The sequence below is a fragment of the Streptomyces sp. NBC_00057 genome, assembly GCF_045041165.1.
Taxonomy (GTDB): Bacteria; Actinomycetota; Actinomycetes; order Streptomycetales; family Streptomycetaceae; genus Streptomyces.
Genome location: NZ_CP108256.1, coordinates 3,442,217 through 3,460,208, shown reverse-complemented (window position 1 = coordinate 3,460,208; position 17,992 = coordinate 3,442,217). Strand labels below are relative to the sequence as shown.

15 protein-coding genes are annotated in these 17,992 nt (G+C 68.7%); 6 read left to right on the top strand and 9 right to left on the bottom strand.

Translation table 11 applies throughout. The annotated features are described in order from the left end of the window. Positions 1-183: 183 nt before the first annotated feature. Entirely contained in the window at positions 184-1,224 is a 1,041-nt protein-coding gene (gene mgrA, locus OG953_RS15905) for an L-glyceraldehyde 3-phosphate reductase (RefSeq protein ID WP_405684919.1), read from the bottom strand. A 199-nt stretch (positions 1,225-1,423) separates the two neighbouring features. Between mgrA and OG953_RS15900 the strand changes: the two genes are divergently transcribed. The 4 genes from OG953_RS15900 (at position 1,424) to OG953_RS15885 (ending at position 6,703) form a co-directional block, all read left to right on the top strand. Further along, complete coding sequence (locus OG953_RS15900; protein WP_093896888.1) at positions 1,424-2,185, top strand: isoprenyl transferase; 762 nt, start codon at positions 1,424-1,426, stop codon at positions 2,183-2,185. A gap of 531 nt (positions 2,186-2,716) precedes the next feature. Continuing rightward, complete coding sequence (locus OG953_RS15895) at positions 2,717-4,039, top strand: PhoH family protein (protein ID WP_093896785.1); 1,323 nt, start codon at positions 2,717-2,719, stop codon at positions 4,037-4,039. Positions 4,040-4,429: 390 nt separating this feature from the next. Beyond that, on the top strand, positions 4,430-5,134 hold the full coding sequence (locus OG953_RS15890) for a lytic transglycosylase domain-containing protein (RefSeq protein ID WP_405684918.1): 705 nt from the start codon (positions 4,430-4,432) through the stop codon (positions 5,132-5,134). 135 nt (positions 5,135-5,269) lie between these two features. Next, positions 5,270-6,703, top strand: a complete 1,434-nt coding sequence (locus OG953_RS15885) for an AI-2E family transporter (protein ID WP_405684916.1) — start codon at positions 5,270-5,272, stop codon at positions 6,701-6,703. Positions 6,704-6,772: 69 nt separating this feature from the next. Here the strand turns inward: OG953_RS15885 and OG953_RS15880 are convergent, their stop codons facing one another. Together OG953_RS15880 and OG953_RS15875 are read right to left on the bottom strand one after the other, a co-directional pair. After that, a complete protein-coding gene (locus OG953_RS15880) occupies positions 6,773-7,318 on the bottom strand; it encodes an alkyl hydroperoxide reductase (RefSeq protein WP_405684915.1) in 546 nt (181 codons plus the stop codon). A 12-nt stretch (positions 7,319-7,330) separates the two neighbouring features. Beyond that, complete coding sequence (locus tag OG953_RS15875) at positions 7,331-7,885, bottom strand: peroxiredoxin (RefSeq protein WP_405684913.1); 555 nt, start codon at positions 7,883-7,885, stop codon at positions 7,331-7,333. A 130-nt stretch (positions 7,886-8,015) separates the two neighbouring features. Here OG953_RS15875 and OG953_RS15870 point away from each other — a divergent pair, with 130 nt between their 5' ends. Further along, a complete protein-coding gene (locus OG953_RS15870) occupies positions 8,016-8,975 on the top strand; it encodes a hydrogen peroxide-inducible genes activator (protein WP_405684911.1) in 960 nt (319 codons plus the stop codon). 59 nt (positions 8,976-9,034) lie between these two features. Here the strand turns inward: OG953_RS15870 and OG953_RS15865 are convergent, their stop codons facing one another. The 5 genes from OG953_RS15865 to OG953_RS15845 form a co-directional block, all read right to left on the bottom strand. Further along, entirely contained in the window at positions 9,035-11,443 is a 2,409-nt protein-coding gene (locus OG953_RS15865; protein WP_405684910.1) for an FtsX-like permease family protein, read from the bottom strand. Continuing rightward, a complete protein-coding gene (locus tag OG953_RS15860; protein ID WP_405684908.1) occupies positions 11,440-12,126 on the bottom strand; it encodes an ABC transporter ATP-binding protein in 687 nt (228 codons plus the stop codon). Before OG953_RS15860 ends, OG953_RS15865 begins: the two co-directional genes overlap by 4 nt. Then, on the bottom strand, positions 12,123-12,647 hold the full coding sequence (locus tag OG953_RS15855; protein WP_405684906.1) for a helix-turn-helix transcriptional regulator: 525 nt from the start codon (positions 12,645-12,647) through the stop codon (positions 12,123-12,125). The genes OG953_RS15860 and OG953_RS15855 overlap by 4 nt, the downstream gene beginning before the upstream one ends. A gap of 70 nt (positions 12,648-12,717) precedes the next feature. Then, the gene (locus tag OG953_RS15850; protein WP_405684904.1) at positions 12,718-12,963 is read right to left on the bottom strand and encodes a hypothetical protein; all 246 of its coding nucleotides are present in this window, start codon (positions 12,961-12,963) and stop codon (positions 12,718-12,720) included. Then, a complete protein-coding gene (locus OG953_RS15845; RefSeq protein ID WP_405684902.1) occupies positions 12,960-13,931 on the bottom strand; it encodes an SPFH domain-containing protein in 972 nt (323 codons plus the stop codon). The genes OG953_RS15850 and OG953_RS15845 overlap by 4 nt, the downstream gene beginning before the upstream one ends. A 221-nt stretch (positions 13,932-14,152) precedes the next feature. Here OG953_RS15845 and OG953_RS15840 point away from each other — a divergent pair, with 221 nt between their 5' ends. After that, positions 14,153-16,372: a transglycosylase domain-containing protein gene (locus OG953_RS15840; RefSeq protein ID WP_405684900.1), complete on the top strand. Its 2,220-nt coding sequence runs from the start codon at positions 14,153-14,155 to the stop codon at positions 16,370-16,372. 65 nt (positions 16,373-16,437) lie between these two features. Here the strand turns inward: OG953_RS15840 and OG953_RS15835 are convergent, their stop codons facing one another. Then, complete coding sequence (locus tag OG953_RS15835) at positions 16,438-17,907, bottom strand: catalase (protein WP_398632204.1); 1,470 nt, start codon at positions 17,905-17,907, stop codon at positions 16,438-16,440. Positions 17,908-17,992 lie beyond the last annotated feature (85 nt).

Genomic DNA, 17,992 nt, shown 5'->3' with positions numbered 1-17,992 from the left:
GAGAGTAATTATGGAGTGGCGTGGCACGCAGCATCACTTACGAAGGGTTATGGTGGAAACCCCCCCTCGGGCCGGTCCGTATCCCCCCCCCACGGACCGGCCCGTTTTTTTGTGGGCCGGCTGTGCGCACCGCGTGGCGGCCGCGTGCCGACTACGTATCGGCCCCGCGAAGGCCGCCCCCGGTCAGCTCCGTCCGGCCCAGATGTTGGTGCCCGCGGTGTCCACGGCGAAGGTGTCGATCTCCTTCAGCTCCTCGGCGGACAGCGGCGCCCCGGCAAGCGCCGCGACGTTCTCCTCCAGCTGCTTCACGCTCGAAGCGCCGATCAGCGCCGACGTCATACGGCTGTCCCGCAGCACCCAGCTGAGTGCCAGCTGGGCGAGTGACTGCCCGCGCCGCTGGGCGACGTCGTTCAGTCCGTTCAGCCGGCGCAGCACCTCGTCGGAGAGCAGGCCCGGGTCCAGGGACTTGCCCTGGGTGGCGCGCGAGCCCTCCGGGATGCCCGTCAGGTACTTGTTCGTGAGCAGGCCCTGGGCGAGCGGCACGAAGGAGATGCAGCCCATGCCGGCCGTCTCCAGGGTGTCGAGCAGCCCGTCGTCCTCGATCCAGCGGTTGATCATCGAGTAGGACGGCTGGTGGATCAGTGCCGGTACACCCATCTCCTTGAGCAGCCGGGCCGCCTCGGCGGTCTGCTCCGCGTTGTACGAGGACACACCCACGTACAGCGCCTTGCCCTGCTGTACGGCGGAGGCCAGCGCCCCCATCGTCTCCTCCAGCGGAGTGTCCGGGTCGAAGCGGTGGGAGTAGAAGATGTCGACGTAGTCGAGCCCCATCCGTTTCAGCGAGGCGTCGAGCGACGACAGCAGGTACTTGCGGGAGCCCCACTCGCCGTACGGGCCGGGGTGCATGTCGTAGCCGGCCTTGGTGGAGATGATCAGCTCGTCCCGGTACGGGGCGAAGTCCTGCCGGAACATCTTGCCGAAATTGAGCTCGGCGGAGCCGGGCGGCGGCCCGTAATTGTTGGCCAGATCGAAGTGGGTCACCCCGAGATCGAAAGCGCGGCGCAGGATCGCCCGCTGGGAGTCCAGCGTGCGGTCGTCGCCGAAGTTGTGCCAGAGGCCGAGGGAGATGGCCGGGAGCTTGAGACCGCTGCGGCCGGTGCGGCGGTACTCCATGGAGTCGTAGCGCGAACCGGCGGCCTGGTAGAAGAGAGGAGAATCAGTCACGTTTCTCTCCTTATCACGGACTTGTGACAGGCCGGGTTGGGCCGGTGCGCCGCCTGCGCAGTAATGTGGCGACTTCGGGGACTGCCACGGCACAGCGCGGCGATGGACTCTGCGGAGTAGTGCGGCGATCCCCAGGGGGACGACCCCGGACCCCGGGCAATGGGGCGGGCGGGCCCGCACGGACCGAGAGGTGAACTCAGTGAACTTGCGCGACCTGGTGTACGGGCTCTACGCGCGCCGGGTGGAGGCCCGCCTCGACCACACCCAGGTGCCCAAGCACATCGGCGTCATCCTCGACGGCAACCGGCGCTGGGCGAAGGCGTCCGGCGGCACGGCCGCGCAGGGGCACCAGGCCGGTGCGGACAAGATCCAGGAGCTGCTCGGCTGGTGCAGTGAGACCGATGTGGAAGTCGTCACTCTCTGGCTGCTCTCCACGGACAACTTCGACCGGCCCGAATCCGAGCTGACCCCGCTCCTCGGCATCATCGAGAACACCGTGCGCGACCTCGCGGCGGACGGGCGCTGGCGGGTCCACCACGTCGGCACGCTCGATCTGCTGCCCGCCCATACCCAGACCGTGCTCAAGGAGGCCGAGCAGGCCACGGCCGACATCGACGGGATACTGGTCAATGTCGCCGTCGGCTACGGCGGGCGCCAGGAGATCGCGGACGCGGTCCGCTCGCTGCTGCTGGACCACTCCGCCAAGGGGACGTCCTTCGAGGACCTGGCGGAGATCGTCTCCACCGACCTGATCTCCGAGCACCTCTACACCCGGGGCCAGCCCGACCCGGACCTGGTGATCCGTACCAGCGGCGAGCAGCGGCTGTCCGGGTTCATGCTCTGGCAGAGCGCGCACTCCGAGTACTACTTCTGTGAGGTCTTCTGGCCGGCGTTCCGCCGCGTCGACTTCCTGCGAGCCCTGCGCGACTACGCAGCCCGCCATCGCCGCTACGGCGGCTGACACCGCCGCCTTACGGGGCTCGGCCCCGACAGGGCGCCGCTCCCGCGGTACCGGTCCCGTCCGCGATCGCCGGACGGGCTCGAGTGTTGCCGCCCGTCGTTCGTCTCGTGGTGGCGCGCCCCCACGGCCCCTTTCCAGCCCGTCGAGGGGGTCCCTCCCATGCCTTGAGGCGATGGGGGAGCTCTGCGGACGGAGCCATTCGGGTGGTGTGCCCGAACCCACAGGCCCGGGGGCACCACTCCCAGCTCACCGCCCGCCCCGGGGCGGCATGGCTTCGCGTGTTCGAGGGAATACCCCTGACAGGTCGATGTCCGGTCACCAACCAGGCGGACGTCGTGTCCAAGTGAGCGGCATGGAGTCCGCTCGCCCGGGAGGCCTCTTGCACACGAAGGACCGTACATACAGTGCGGCCGACGCGGAGGGCCGATGCTCGGCCCGTGCATCGGGGCCGCAGCCCGGTCCGTCCTCTCCCATTGGGATGCTCCGCGACGCCGTCGCACCCCAACCTCGTCCGAGGGGGTACGTCCTTCCGTGGTGACCAGCACAAAGCGCCGCATGTCCGACAGGCGCACCTATGTTCTCGACACCAGCGTCCTGCTGGCCGATCCGAACGCCATGGCCCGGTTCGACGAGCACGAAGTCGTGCTCCCGATCGTCGTGGTCACGGAACTGGAGGCCAAACGGCACCACCCGGAGCTGGGGTACTTCGCCCGGCAGGCCCTGCGTCTGCTGGACGACTTCCGGACCCGGTACGGCCGGCTGGATGCCCCGATCCCGCTCGGGGATCTGGGCGGGACACTGCGCGTCGAACTCAACCATTCCGACCCCGGCGTCCTGCCCGCCGGCTACCGGTTGGGGGACAACGACTCACGGATCCTCGCGGTCGCGCGCAACCTCCAGGCCGAGGGGTACGACGTCACGGTCGTCTCCAAGGACCTGCCGCTGCGTATCAAGGCGTCCTCGGTCGGCCTCCTCGCCGAGGAGTACCGCGCCGAACTCGCCATCACCGACTCCGGCTGGACGGGAATGTCGGAACTGCCCCTCGCCGCCGAGCAGGTGGATCTGCTCTACGGGGAGGAGACGCTGTACGTACCCGAAGCCGCCGAACTGCCCGTGCACACCGGACTGGTCCTCCAGTCCGAGCGCGGCAAGGCGCTCGGCCGGGTCACCGCCGAGGGAAATGTGCGCCTGGTGCGCGGCGACCGGGAGGTCTTCGGTATCCACGGCCGCAGCGCCGAGCAGCGCATCGCGCTCGATCTGCTCCTCGACCAGGACGTCGGCATCGTGTCGCTGGGCGGCAGGGCCGGCACCGGCAAGTCGGCGCTGGCGCTCTGTGCCGGTCTCGAAGCCGTCCTGGAGCGCAGGCAGCACCAGAAGGTGATGGTCTTCCGCCCGTTGTACGCGGTCGGCGGGCAGGAACTGGGCTATCTCCCCGGCACCGAGGCCGAGAAGATGAGCCCCTGGGCGCAGGCCGTCTTCGACACGCTCTCGGCGGTCGCCGGACGCGAGGTGATCGAGGAGGTGCTGGGGCGCGGCATGCTGGAGATCCTGCCGCTCACCCACATCCGGGGCCGCTCGCTCCACGACGCCTTCGTGATCGTCGACGAGGCGCAGTCCCTCGAACGGAACGTACTGCTGACCGTGTTGTCCCGGATCGGGGCGAATTCCCGGGTGGTGCTCACGCATGACGTGGCCCAGCGGGACAACCTCAGGGTCGGCCGGTACGACGGAGTCGTCGCCGTGGTCGAGAAACTGAAGGGCCATCCGCTCTTCGCGCATGTCACGCTCAGCCGCTCCGAGCGTTCGCAGATCGCCGCGCTGGTGACCGAAATGCTGGAGGAAGGTCAGATCTGATACGGGATACGACAGTTGGTGCCGCCCGGCGAGCGAAGCAGCTTAGCCGGGCGGCATCATGTTGCGGCGGCATTTCCGAAAAACACTTGCTCCAAACGAGGTGTGAGCTTTCACACGCAACGGAGAATTGCCTACCGGCGTGCCGTTCCGGCAGAGTCTTGCTTCCGTCAGGCCCCGCATACGGCACACCCGCACCTCCAGAGGTGCCACGCACCACACAACTCAACAATCGCCGTCCGTATGCCGCCCGCGAGCACCACGCGGCACTCCCCCAGGGGAGTTGCCCACCGGGTCCGTGCCTCCCGTGACCCAAGCAGTAGGGAGGCCAGCGCCAGGGGCACGATTGCGTCCGCGAGGTCACCTAAGCGGGCGATGCTGGAAGGACACCGTGTGAGCCGGATCTCGGTCCGGGGGTTCGCCGTGGCATCTGCCACAGCCGTAACCACCGTTGGCGCCGTCGTAGGCGTTGCCTCGGGCAGCACTCCCGCTGCCGATGACAACAACTTCGAGGCGACCGCAGCCGACACCACGCTGCTCGCAGACATCCCCGCGGGCCAGCAGGCCCAGGTGCAGACCGCCTCGCTGACGCAGCAGGCCGACGCCCAGGCATCCGCGGCCGACGCGGCGGCGAAGAAGTCCGTGGAGGAAGCGGCCCGCATCCAGGCCGCCAAGGACGCCGAGTCGAAGAAGCAGGCGGCCGAGGACAAGCTGGAGAAGGAGCGCCAGGCCAAGAAGGACGCGGCAGAGCGCGCCAGCCGTTCCGAGACCCGCAGCGCCTCCACGTTCGCCCAGCAGGGCTCGTACACCGTGGCCGAAATCCAGGCGATGGCGCGGCAGATCGTTCCCGCCGACCAGTTCCAGTGCTTCAGCAACATCGTGAACGTCGAGTCGACCTGGAACTACCGGGCGAGCAACCCGTCCTCCGGTGCCTACGGCCTCGTCCAGGCGCTGCCCGGCTCGAAGATGGCATCCGCCGGTGCCGACTGGCAGACCAACCCGGCCACGCAGATCAAGTGGGGTCTCAGCTACATGAACGGCAAGTACCAGAGCCCGTGCGGTGCCTGGTCCTTCTGGCAGGCCAACCACTGGTACTAGAACCCTCCGAGGTTCCGGTCCCAACCTCTCGAAGCCCCTCGCCGTCCTACGGCGAGGGGCTTCGCGCGTGTACGGTCGTTCCGGCCGGTTCGGCGGGGGAGCGGTGGGGAGAGAAATCGGGGGAAAGGGACGATCATGTCGAAGCTTCCGGGGTGGCTCGGCCGTCTGGGCGCCGAACTCACCGAACTGGGCGAGCGGCTGGAACAGCGCAGGGTCGAGGCCGAGGGGGCTGAGGGCGAGGGGGGCGAAGCCGCGCCGATCGAGCCGCCGGAGACCGCCGCTGCCGTACCCGCCGCTTCCGTGCCTGCCGTGCCTGTCACAGCCGTACCGGCCGAGGCGGGCCGGCGTGGCGCCGTGGCCGACCGTGTGCCGCCGCCTCCCGCGTACGCCCCCTTCGTGGCGGCCCGGCCCGATCCGGTCGCGGCGATCCCCTGGGGCATGCGCGTCGCGGCCGAAGCGGGCTGGCGGCTGCTCGTCCTGGCGGGCACGCTCTATGTGCTGATGAAGGTCATCAGCGCCGTACAGCTGGTGGTTCTGGCCTTCGTTGCCGCACTGCTCGTCACCGCGATGCTTCAGCCGACGGTCGCCCGGCTGAGGCGGTACGGTCTGCCGCGCGGACTGGCCACCGCGGTCACGGCGATCCTGGGCTTCGTCATCATCGGGCTGGTCGGCTGGTTCGTGGTCTGGCAGGTCATGGACAACATCGACACCCTCTCCGACAAGGTGCGGACGGGTATCGATGACCTGAAGAACTGGCTGCTCGACAGCCCCTTTCATGTCACCGAGCAGCAGATCAACGGCGTCGCGAAGAACCTCAGCGACACCATCGGCACCAACACCGAACAGATCACCTCCGCCGGACTGCAGGGCGTCACCGTGATGGTGGAGGTCCTCACCGGGATGCTGCTGGCGATGTTCTCGACGCTCTTCCTCCTGTACGACGGGAAGCGCATCTGGCACTGGGTGCTGAAGCTGGTGCCCGCACAGGCCCGGCCGGGTGTCGCGGGCGCCGGGCCGCGCGCCTGGCGGACCCTGACCGCCTACGTGCGCGGCACGGTCTTGGTGGCGCTGATCGACGCGATCTTCATCGGCCTCGGGATCTGGTTCCTCAAGGTGCCGATGGCGGTGCCGCTCGCCGTCTTCATCTTTCTCTTCGCCTTCATCCCGCTGGTCGGCGCGGTGATCTCCGGAGCGCTCGCGGTGGTCGTCGCGCTGGTCACCGAGGGCGTGTTCACCGCGCTCATGGTGCTGCTCGTGGTGCTCGCCGTGCAGCAGATCGAGGGCCATGTGCTGCAGCCGTTCATCCTGGGACGCGCGGTGCGGGTCCATCCGCTGGCCGTCGTCCTCTCGGTCGCCGCGGGCGGCATGATCGCGGGCATCGGCGGAGCGGTCGTCGCGGTGCCGCTGGTCGCGGTCACCAATACGGTGGTCGGTTATCTGCGGTCGTACGGGCAGGAGGAAGCCCTGAGGCACGCGCCGTCCCCGCGCGGGGCGACCGCGATCGACGTCGCCCCGACGCCCGCACCGGGATCGTCGCCCGAGGACAGTGGTGGCAAGAAGACCGAGTGAACAGAAGAAGGGCCCCGGGGACGGTCGGTCGTCCTCGGGGCCCTTCTCGTACAAGGGGTACTGCTGATCCTACTCGGCGAGCACGGCCTCGGCATCGAGGGTCACGCCGACCGCCTGGATCACCGAGGCAATCTTGACGGCTTCCTGAATGGTCTCACGGTCCACGCCGGCCTTGCGCAGCACCTGCTCGTGGGAGTCCAGGCACTGGCCACAGCCGTTGATCGCGGAGACGGCGAGCGACCACAGTTCGAAGTCGATCTTCTCCACGCCGGGCTTGCCGATGACGTTCATCCGCAGGCCTGCACGGAGCGTCCCGTACTCGGGGTCCGACAGCAGGTGCCGGGTCCGGTAGAAGACGTTGTTCATCGCCATGATGGCGGCGGCCGACTTCGCGGCGGTGTACGCCTCCGCGGAGAGGTTGGCCTTCGCCTCCGGCTCCAGCTCGCGCAGCACCTTCGGCGAGCGCGAGGCGATCGCGCAGGCGAGGACGGTGCCCCACAGCTGCTGCTGCGTAAGAAGCCCGGTGTCGTCGGCGTGTCCAACGACCGAACCGAGGTTCAGCTTCAGGTCCTTGGCGAAGTCCGGAACGGCGGCCTTCAGTTCGTCGAGTGCCATGTCGCTTTCAGCTCACTCGCCCGAGAGGAGCGCGACCGGGTCGAGGGTGTTCTCGCCCTTGGTCCAGTTGCACGGGCACAGCTCGTCGGTCTGCAGGGCGTCCAGGACCCGCAGGACCTCCTTGGGGTTACGGCCCACGGAACCGGCGGTCACCATCGTGAACTGGATCTCGTTGTTCTGGTCGACGATGAAGACGGCGCGCTGGGCGAAGCCGTCCTCGCCCTCGATGCCGAGGTCACGCATGAGCTCGTGCTTCGCGTCGGCCATCATCGGGAAGGGCAGGTCGGTCAGGTCCGGGTGGTCCTTGCGCCAGGCGTGGTGCACGAACTCGGAGTCACCGGAGAAGCCGAGGATCTGGGCGTCACGGTCGGCGAACTCGTCGTTCAGCTTGCCGAAGGCGGCGATCTCGGTGGGGCACACGAAGGTGAAGTCCTTCGGCCACGCGAAGACGATCTTCCACTTGCCCTCGTAGGTCTTGTGGTTGATCTGCTCGAACTCCTTGCCGCTCTCCAGCGAGACACAAGCAGTCAGGTCGAACTCGGGGAACTTGTCACCGACAGTGAGCACGCGCTCTCCTTGTAGCTAGGAATTCCCTTGTTCGGGAGTTCCTGAGGGTTGGACGGTCTCCACCTTGGCACAGGGTGCATTGATCACGGAAATAGCTACACTCGGTCGTGATGATCGGAGGTGCCTATCAGTGGCGCAGGGCAATCAGGGCAATCGGACCAAACAGCCCAGCCTGTCGCAGCTGCGCGCCTTCTCGGCCGTCGCCGAATATCTGCACTTCAGGGACGCCGCGGCAGCGATCGGGATGAGTCAGCCGGCACTGTCCGGGGCCGTGTCGGCGCTGGAGGAGACACTGGGTGTCCAGCTCATCGAGCGTACGACGCGCAAGGTGCTGCTCTCGCCGGCCGGGGAGCGGCTCGCGGTCCGGGCCAGGGTGGTGCTGGAGGCCGTGGGTGAGCTGATGGAGGAGGCCGAGGCGGTCCGGGCGCCGTTCACCGGAGTGCTCAGGCTCGGCGTGATCCCGACCGTCGCGCCGTATCTGCTGCCGACCGTGCTGCGGCTGGTCCACGAGCGCTACCCGGAGCTGGACCTCCAGGTGCACGAGGAACAGACCTCCTCGCTGCTGGAGGGGCTGGCCGCCGGAAGGCTGGATCTGCTGCTGCTCGCCGTGCCGCTCGGGGTGCCGGGAGTGACCGAGCTTCCGCTCTTCGACGAGGACTTCGTCCTGGTGATGGAGCGGGAACACTGGCTGGGCGGGCGCACCGACATACCGCGCGAGGCCCTGCGTGAGCTGCCGCTGCTGCTGCTCGACGAGGGCCACTGCCTGCGCGACCAGGCGCTCGACATATGCAGGGAGGCGGGGCGTACGGAGGGTGCGCCGGTCACCACGACCGCGGCCGGGCTCTCCACGCTGGTGCAGCTGGTCGCCGGCGGGCTCGGGGTGACGCTGCTGCCGCGTACCGCGGTGACGGTCGAGACCGGTCGCAACGATGCGCTGGCCACCGGGTATTTCGCGGAACCCGCACCGTCGCGGCGGGTGGCGCTGGGGATGCGGACGGGGGCGGCGAGGCGCGAGGAGTTCGAGGAGTTCGCGGCGGCGCTGCGGGTGGCGATGAAGTCGCTGCCGGTACGGGTGACGGCGGGCGCGTAGAGCAGGTGGAAGGGGGTGCGGTCCCCCCGGGGCCGCACCCCTTGCGGGCTACCGCGCCGTCACTCCGTGCGCAGGCCGTCCGGCCGCATCAGGCGCCACAGCGATGGCAGCGAGACCAGAGTGACCAGCAGGATCAGTGCCGCTCCCGCGCCCGTCATCGGCAGGAACAGCCACCAGTCGGTCACCTTCTTGGCAATCATCCAGATCATCACCGCACCCAGGCCGAGACCGCCCGCGACGGCGACCACCAGGCCGATGACCACGGGGACGGCGGTCTGCCAGAGCACCGACCAGCCGAGCGTGCTCCGCCGGGTGCCGAAGGCGACCAGGACCGAGAGCAGGCGCTTGCGTTCACGCAGCTGCTCCAGCTGCGAGACCAGCATCGCGGCGGCGATCAGCAGCAGGGTCGCGGTCGCGCCGACCTGGAGACCGGTCTGCACGCTGGCGTACTGCCGGTCGCGGGCCACCGAGTTCAGGGTGACGACCCGCATCCCCGGGTCGAGCCGGGCCGCCGTGTTCCGTACGTACTCGGCGACGTCCTTCACGCTCCGGTCCACCCGGATCTGTGCGTTGGTCTGCGCGTGCGGCAGGGTGCTCGGGTCGATCGCGCCGACCGTCGCCATGATGCCCCAGCGGTCCTCGCCCATCGGATCGCGGCGGGTGAGAACGGTCGGGGTGTCGGCGGGCAGGGTCCACAGCTTCGACTTCTCGCCGGGCTCCGATCCCGCCTGGTAGTTGAGTTCGACCGCCTTGCCCTTGCGGGCGGTCTCGTCCATCCACTCGGCCATGCCCTTGTCCTCGGGGTGGACGACGAACGCGTCGCCCTCCTTGCAGGAGCCGATCCGGGCGATCTCGCGCAGGGTCGCGCAGTCGCCGATGGTCAGCGAGGTGGTGGGCTGGATGTCGTCGCCCTTGTACGTGCCCGGCTTGACGGCGTACGACTCGACCGTGCCGATGACCGCCGTCACGCCCTCGGTGGCCCGGAACTCCTTGATGGTCCGGGTGGCCGCTTCACCGGTGACGTTCTCGGAGAACGTGGAGAACTGGGCGCGCGTCGGGTCCTGCCCCGTCATCCGGTTGAACTCGTCGCCCACCGCGGCGAACAGCATCTGCAGCGCCACCGCACCGGCGACCGCGACCGTGATGCCGCTGACCGCGCGGGAGGCCGCGCCGCTGCTCAGCTGGAGCCTGCGGGTGGCGAGCTGCCAGGGCACAGGGCCGCCGCGCAGCCGGTTCACGCTCGCCTCGACCAGCCAGGGCAGCAGCAGCGCGAGCCCGACCAGGACGAGTACGGCGCCGCCCGCGATCGGATACGGGTTGACCGGGGAGTACTCGTCGACCTTGCCGGTCAGCCCGAGTACCGCAAGGCCCGCGACCGGCATCAGCAGCCGCCACCAGAGCCGGCGCCTGCGGCTGTGGCCGTTGCGTACGACGCCGAGCGGTTCGATCACCACCGAACGCAGGGCGGTCAGCGTGACGAGCAACGCCGCCACCGGAACGGCGACGGCGATCAGGGCGGCCAGCAGGGGGTCTGGGACCAGGTCCGACGGGAAGGCGCTGACGTCCCACACCTCGACGTAACCCATGAACTGACGCCCCACCAGGAAGAACACCAGGCCGGTCAGCAGGCCGAGCACCGCCCCGAAGAATGCCTCGCCGGCCGCGATCCGGCGGGTCATCCGGATGTCCGCACCGACCAGACGCAGCGCGGCGAGCCGGCGGTCGCGGCGGTCGCCGCCGAAGCGGACGGCCGTCGCGATGAAGATCGCGACCGGCACCAGCAGCACCACGCAGATCATGATGATCAGCACGATGAGGATGGGCGGCATCTCCTTGGGCGGGCCCGGATCGCCGTAAGCGGCGATCCGGTGGCCGCCGCCCGCGGGGGTCAGGGTGTCGCTGCCCGCGTAGAAGAGCAGCTCGCCCGGGGAGACCAGGCCCGCGTCGGCGATCGTGCCGTTGATCCGGTACGGCAGCCGCTCCTTGAGGAGGCTGCCCTCCGAGGAGCCCAGGAGCTCCTTCAGGGCGGGGGAGACCACCATCTCGTCCGCGGCGGGGAAGCTCGCGACGCCCGGTGGGACGACCGGGTGGGCGCCGTCCGCGCGCATCAGGAAGCCGTCGATGGAGCGGCCGCGGTACTCCGTATCCGCGTTGATCCGGAGCACCGAGGTGTCGGTCTTCCTGGCCTGGGCGTCGGGCGATTCGGAGATCTTGGTCTCGGAGCGGGCCTGCTCACGCGCGGAACGTCGGTCGAGCAGATGGGGTGCGGAGGCGGCGACCAGCAGCAGTGCCACGCCGAGGCCGACGCCGACGGCGGTCAGCAGGGTGCGGGTCCAGCCCTCGCGCCCGCCGGAGACGGCGAACCGGATGCCGAGGCCGAGATCGCGCAGCAGGGCGGCGATGCCGGTGGGCCCGGTGGGCCGGGGCGGTGCGTCGGCCGGTGCGTTCTTCTGATCGAGCAGGGTCATATCGCGTGCTCCAGGTCGCGGACCCGGCCGTCGCGCACGGTGACGTCGCGGTCGGAGTACGCGGCGACCCGGGCCTCGTGGGTCACCAGGACCACGGCGACATTGGCGGACCTGGCCGCCTCGGTGAGCAGTTCCATGACCCGCTCGCCGTTGAGGGAGTCCAGGGCGCCGGTCGGCTCGTCGGCGAAGATCACCTTCGGCGATGCGGCCAGCGCACGGGCCACCGCGACGCGCTGGCCCTGGCCGCCGGAGACCTCGCCGGGGCGCTGGGCGCCGATGTCCTCGACCTCCAGGCGCTCCAGCCAGTGACGGGCGGTGCGTTCGGCGTCCTTACGCCTGGCGCCGCTGAGACGGAGCGGCAGGGCGACGTTCTCCACGCAGGTCAGCTCGGGGACGAGTTGGCCGAACTGGAAGACGAAGCCGAACTCGGTGCGGCGCAGGGCGCTGCGTTCGGCGTCCGACATCGCGGAGAGCTCGCGGCCCGCGTAGGTGATCGTGCCCTTGTCGGGGGTGACGATTCCGGCGAGGCAGTGCAGCAGGGTCGACTTGCCGGAGCCGGACGGGCCCATCACGGCGACGACCTCGCCCGGGTGGATGGAGAACGAGGCACCGTCGAGCGCGGGCGTGGACCCGTACGACTTGTACAGGTTCTCGGCGCTGAGCAGTGAGCCGGCGGGCGTCATCCGCGTACCTCCGCAGCGAGTCGGTCCAGCCGGGCGGCGGTCAGTTCCAGCCAGCGCAGATCGGCTTCGAGGTGGAAGAGCGCGTGGTCGCAGATCAGTTGATCGGCGAGGTCGCCCTTGCGCTTGCGGTCGGTGAGGATGCGCATGAGGCGCAGGTGCTCGGTGCGCTGGGCGTCCAGCAGGGCCTCGGCGCTGCGGCCGGTGAGCAGGGCCAGGACGACCTTGGTGTAGAGCGTCGACTGGAGGTACGGCTCGGGCTTCTCCGGCTGCGCGAGCCAGGTGCCGACATCGGTGATGCCTGCCTCGGTGATGGCGTACCGCTTGCGCTCGGGGCCGCCGCCGCTCTCGATGCCGTCGACCTCGACGAGGCCGTTCTTCAGGAGCCGGGACATGGTCGAGTAGACCTGGCCGTAATGCAGGGGGCGGTCGTGGCCGAACTTCTCGTCGAACGTGCGCTTGAGGTCGTAGCCGTGGCGGGGGCCGGACTCCAGGAGTCCGAGCAGGGTGTGGCCGATAGACATGCACAGCACTGTACATGGCGTGTATACATCGGGTGCATACCCGAGGCTCCGACCCTCCGGCCCCCGGCCCTCAATCGCCGGAGGGGCTCGACTTGTCCTTCGGGGGGCGCCCCCGGCGGGGGATCGGGCGGGCCGTGCCCGGCAGGCGGCCCGCCTCGGCCAGCGCCCTGCGCAGCAGGAACTCGATCTGGGCGTTCGCGCTGCGCAGCTCGTCGGAGGCCCAGCGGGCCAGCGCATCGTGCACCGCGGGATCCAGCCGCAGCAGCATCTGCTTGCGCTGCGGCTGCTGTCTGCGCCCGGGGGTCTCTTCCGTCACTGGTAAAGAGTGCCCGTATTGAGGACCGGCTGCGCGGCGCGGTCACCGCACAGGACCACCATCAGGTTGCTGACCATGGCCGCCTTCCGCTCCGAGTCCAGCTCGACGATGTCCTGCTCGGCGATCCGGGTCAGCGCCATCTCGACCATGCCGACCGCACCCTCGACGATCTGCTGCCGGGCCGCGACCACCGCGCCGGCCTGCTGGCGCTGAAGCATCGCGGAGGCGATCTCGGGGGCGTACGCGAGATGGCTGAAGCGCGATTCGATGATCCGCACGCCGGCGGCCTGCACCCGGGCGGTCAGCTCCACGGCCAGCTTCTCGGTGATCTCCTCCGCGTTGCCGCGCAGGGAGAGGCCGCCCTCCTCGTGGGCGTCGTACGGGTACTCGATCGCGATGTGCCGGACGGCCGCCTCGGTCTGGGTGGCGACGAACTCCAGGAAGTCGTCGACCTCGAAGAGCGCCTGCGCGGTGTCCTCGACCTTCCAGACGACGATCGCGGCGAGCTCGATGGGATTGCCGTAGGCGTCGTTCACCTTGAGGACCGCGGTCTCGTGGTTGCGGACCCGGGTGGAGATCTTCCGGCTGCTGGTGAGCGGGTTGATCCAGCGCAGCCCGTCGGTACGGATCGTGCCGACGTACCGGCCGAAGAGCTGGATCACCCGCGCCTCGCCCGGTGCGACCATCTTCACACCCGTCATGCAGAAGAACGAGGCGATGACGAGCAGGATCCCGAGGATGAGGACCGGGACGCCCACGCCGTTGTTCCCGTTCGAGCCGAATATGCCGCCGACGATGGCGAGACCGATTCCGGCGATCACTCCGATCACGGTCAGCAGCAGGCCGAGGCCACCGGGAATGCTGTGCGCCGTCACCTCCCTCACCTGTGGTTCGGGCATCTGAGGGGTGTCGGGCGTGAGGTCGGCGGCCAGGGTGGCCACGGCGTGCGGATCGTGTCGGTCGGTCATGGGATCCCCCGTTTCGAAAGACTTGCTCGGTGCTAGCAATGTGATTACACATTACTCGGATTCGCAACCCTGAGCGCCTCTCGTGAGTCAGTTCCTGGAGAGCGGGTGCTGATTGTCACGTCCGGAAAAGACCGCATCACTCGCGTTTTGCCCTTGCCAACAGTGTTAGCTGTCTGGGCTGAGCTGATCTGGTCGAACAGAGAAACAGGAGCAACACAGCGATGGGTCGAGCGGATGCGCGACGAGCCCAGCGGCGCGGGGCGCGGCGGGCCGCGAAGAGCGGCGGCATACGCAGACTCTTCACCTGGCGGAAGATGCTGGGCACGTTCTTCGGGTTCTGCCTGCTGAGCATGGGCGCCTTCGTGGCGCTCTACCTGTACGTGGACATCCCGGAGGCCAACGCCATGGCCGAGCGGCAGAGCAACGTCTACCAGTACAGCGACGGCACGCTGCTGACCCGGACCGGTGGGGTCAACCGCCAGAACGTGGACCTGGCCGAGGTCCCCGAGAAGGTGCAGCACGCCTTCGTCGCCGCCGAGAACAAGACGTTCTACAAGGACCAGGGCGTCGACCTGAAGGGCACCACACGCGCCCTCCTCAACACGCTCTCCGGCAAGGGCAAGCAGGGTGGCTCGACCATCACCCAGCAGTACGTGAAGAACTACTACCTGACGCAGGACCCGACGATCAGCCGCAAGCTCAAAGAGCTGGTGATCTCCCTCAAGGTCGACCAGAAGTACGGCAAGAGCGACATCCTCGCCGGGTACATCAACACCTCGTACTACGGACGCGGCGCGAGCGGTATCCAGGCCGCGGCGCAGGCCTACTACGGGGTCGACGCCAAGGACCTCGACGTCTCCCAGGGTGCCTATCTGGCCGCGCTGCTCCAGGCCCCCAGCCAGTACGACTGGGCGGTCGCGACGCCCACCGGCAAGAAGCTCGTCAAGGACCGCTGGGGCTACACGCTCGACAACATGGTCGAGATGCACTGGCTCGACAAGTCCGAGCGCGACAGTCTGACGTTCCCCTACCCGGACAAGCCCAAGCCCGCCCCCGGCATGGAGGGCCAGACCGGTTACCTCGTCGATGCCGCCAACACGGAGCTGGACAAGCAGGGCATCACGGACGACGTGCGGCAGGCCGGCGGCTGGACCTTCACCCTCAACGTCGACAAGAAGCGGCAGAAGCAGCTGGAGGAGTCGGTCGACCAGCAGCTGGAGTCCAAGCTCGACCGCAAGAACAACAAGGTCGACGCGACCGTCCAGGCGGGTGCCACCTCCGTGGACCCGAAGACCGGCGCCGTCGTCGCGATGTACGGCGGGGTGGACTACGTAAAGCACTACCGCTCCAACGCCACCCGCCAGGACTACCAGCCCGCCTCCACCTTCAAGCCGCTGGTGCTCGCCTCCGCGCTGGAGAACGAGGCGAAAACCCAGGACGGCGATCTGATCGGCGTCAACACCCGCTACGACGGCACCAGCAAGCGTCCGGTCGTGGGCAGCGAAACGCCGTTCGCCCCGGAGAACGAGGACAACCAGAGCTACGGCGACGTCACCGTGCAGACCGCGATGAACAAGTCGATCAACTCGGTCTTCGCGCAGATGGTGGTCGACGTCGGCCCGCCCGCGGTGAAGAAGACCGCGCTGGAGCTCGGCGTACCGGACAAGAACTTCCCCGAGCGCCCCGCCATCACGCTGGGCACCATGAACGCCTCGACCTGGGACATGGCGGGCGCGTACGCCACGCTCGACAACCACGGCAAGAAGGTCACCCCGTTCATCGTGAAGTCCGCCGAGCACCGGGACCGCACCGTCGAGCCGGTGGAGGGCATCGGGAACCAGGTGATCAGCCGCAAGTCGGCCGACACCGTGACCTCGGTCCTGACGGGCGTCGTGGACGGCGGCTCCGGCAAGGCGGCCAACACCTCGGCGTACGAGGCGGCGGGCAAGACGGGTACGTCGGAGAACAACAAGTCGGCCTGGTTCGCCGGCTACACCCCGGAGCTCACCACGGTCGTCGCACTCTTCGGCGAGTCCCCCGACGGTGGCGCCCAGGTCAGCCTGACCGGCACGGCCAACTCCGGCCGGGCCAACGGTGGTGGCTTCCCGGCGCAGATCTGGGCGGACTACACCCTCGGCGCACTGGGCGGCGGCTCCAGTGCCCAGTTCGATCTGCAGGATGTCGAGCGCGGTGAAGTCTCCGTGCCGGCCAGCCCGCCGACGACTCCCTCGCAGTCCACGAGCCCCGACCCGTCGACGTCCAAGTCGTCGACCCCGCCGCCGCAGCTCCCGAGCGAGACGCCCAGCCAGCCGACCAGCCAGTCGCCGGAGCCGCCGCCGACCAGCCAGTCGCCGGAGCCGCCGCCGAGCCAGACCCCGGGCCTGCCGGGGGAGGGGGCGGACCCCGGACGGCCGGGCAACAACAATCCGTCGAGCCAGTGAACGCATGAGAGAGGGGCGGTGCCGGCCGGCACCGCCCCTCTCCCGTGCGTCCGCGTACGACGGTGTCAGCCGCCGTTGACCTTCTTCGCGATCCGGTCGCCGAGGTCCTTGTCCACGTTGCGCCAGTACTGCAGCGACCGCTCCAGGACCGGGGCGCTCACCCCGTCCAGCAGATGGCCTGAAATGTTCGACACCAGCCGATCACGCGCCGCGTCGTCCAGGACCTTGCGCACCATCGTGCCCGCCTGGCCCCAGTCGTCGTCCTCGCGGTGCAGCTTGTAGGCCTCGTGCACCATCTCGCCCGCCGTGGCCCAGCCCGCCGGGTCGCCGTAGCGTTCGGTGTCCGCGGCCGGACCGCCGTACGAGTTCGGTGCGTAGACCGCTCCGGTACGAGCCGGCTCGTACCGCATCGGGCCGTCCTTCGCGTACGAGTTCCGGCCGAACCGCGGACGGTTCGGCGGCAGCTGCGCGTAGTTCGGGCCGATCCGGTACCGGTGGGTGTCCGGGTACGAGAAGAGCCGGCCGAGCAGCATCTTGTCGGGCGACGGACCGATGCCGGGCACCAGGTTCGACGGCTCGAAGGACGCCTGCTCGATGTGGACGAAGAAGTCCTCGGGGTTCTCGTTGAGCGTCATCCGGCCGACTTCGATCTCCGGGTAGTCGCCGTGCGGCCACACCTTCGTGAGGTCGAACGGGTTGAACCGGTAGTCCGGCGCATCGTCGAACGGCATGATCTGGACGTACAGCGTCCAGCTCGGGTGATCACCCCGCTTGATCGACTCGAACAGGTCGCGGCGGTGGACGTCGCCGTCGCTGCCCGCGATCTCGTCGGCCTCGGCCTGAGGGTAGAAGTCGATGCCCTGGTCGGTCTTGAAGCGGTACTTGACCCAGAACCTCTCGCCGCCCGCGTTCACCCACATATAGGTGTGCGAGCTGTAGCCGTTCATGTTGCGGTACGTCTTCGGGATGCCGCGGTCGCCCATCAGCCAGGTGACCATGTGCGCGGACTCGGGGGAGAGGGTCCAGAAGTCCCACTGCATGTCGTGGTCACGCAGGGCACTCTCCGGGCGGCGCTTCTGCGAGCGGATGAAGTCCTGGAACTTCATCGGGTCGCGCACGAAGAAGATCGGCGTGTTGTTGCCGACCATGTCGTAGTTGCCGTGCTCCGTGTAGAACTTCAGGGCGAACCCGCGAGGGTCGCGCCAGGTGTCGGGAGAGCCCTGTTCACCGGCGACCGTGGAGAAGCGGGCGAGCATGGCGGTCTGCTTGCCCGGCTGGAAGAGGTCGGCCTTGGTGAACTGGCTGACGTCGTTGGTCACCTTGAAAATGCCGTAGGCACCGGAGCCCTTGGCGTGGACCACTCGCTCGGGGACCCGTTCCCGGTTGAACTGGGCCATCTTTTCGATGAGGTAGTGGTCCTGGAGCAGGATCGGACCGTCGGATCCGACAGTGAGCGAGTGTTCATCGCTCTCCACCGGGATTCCGGCGTTGTTCGTGGTGTAGGGGGTGTTCTTGGTCTTCGATTCCTCAGGCACGAGCGTCCTCCCGTCGGTGGGGGTTTCGGTCAGGTCGTCTCGTTCACGACTGAAGTCAACTCCGCCGACAGGAGGTCGGCAACAT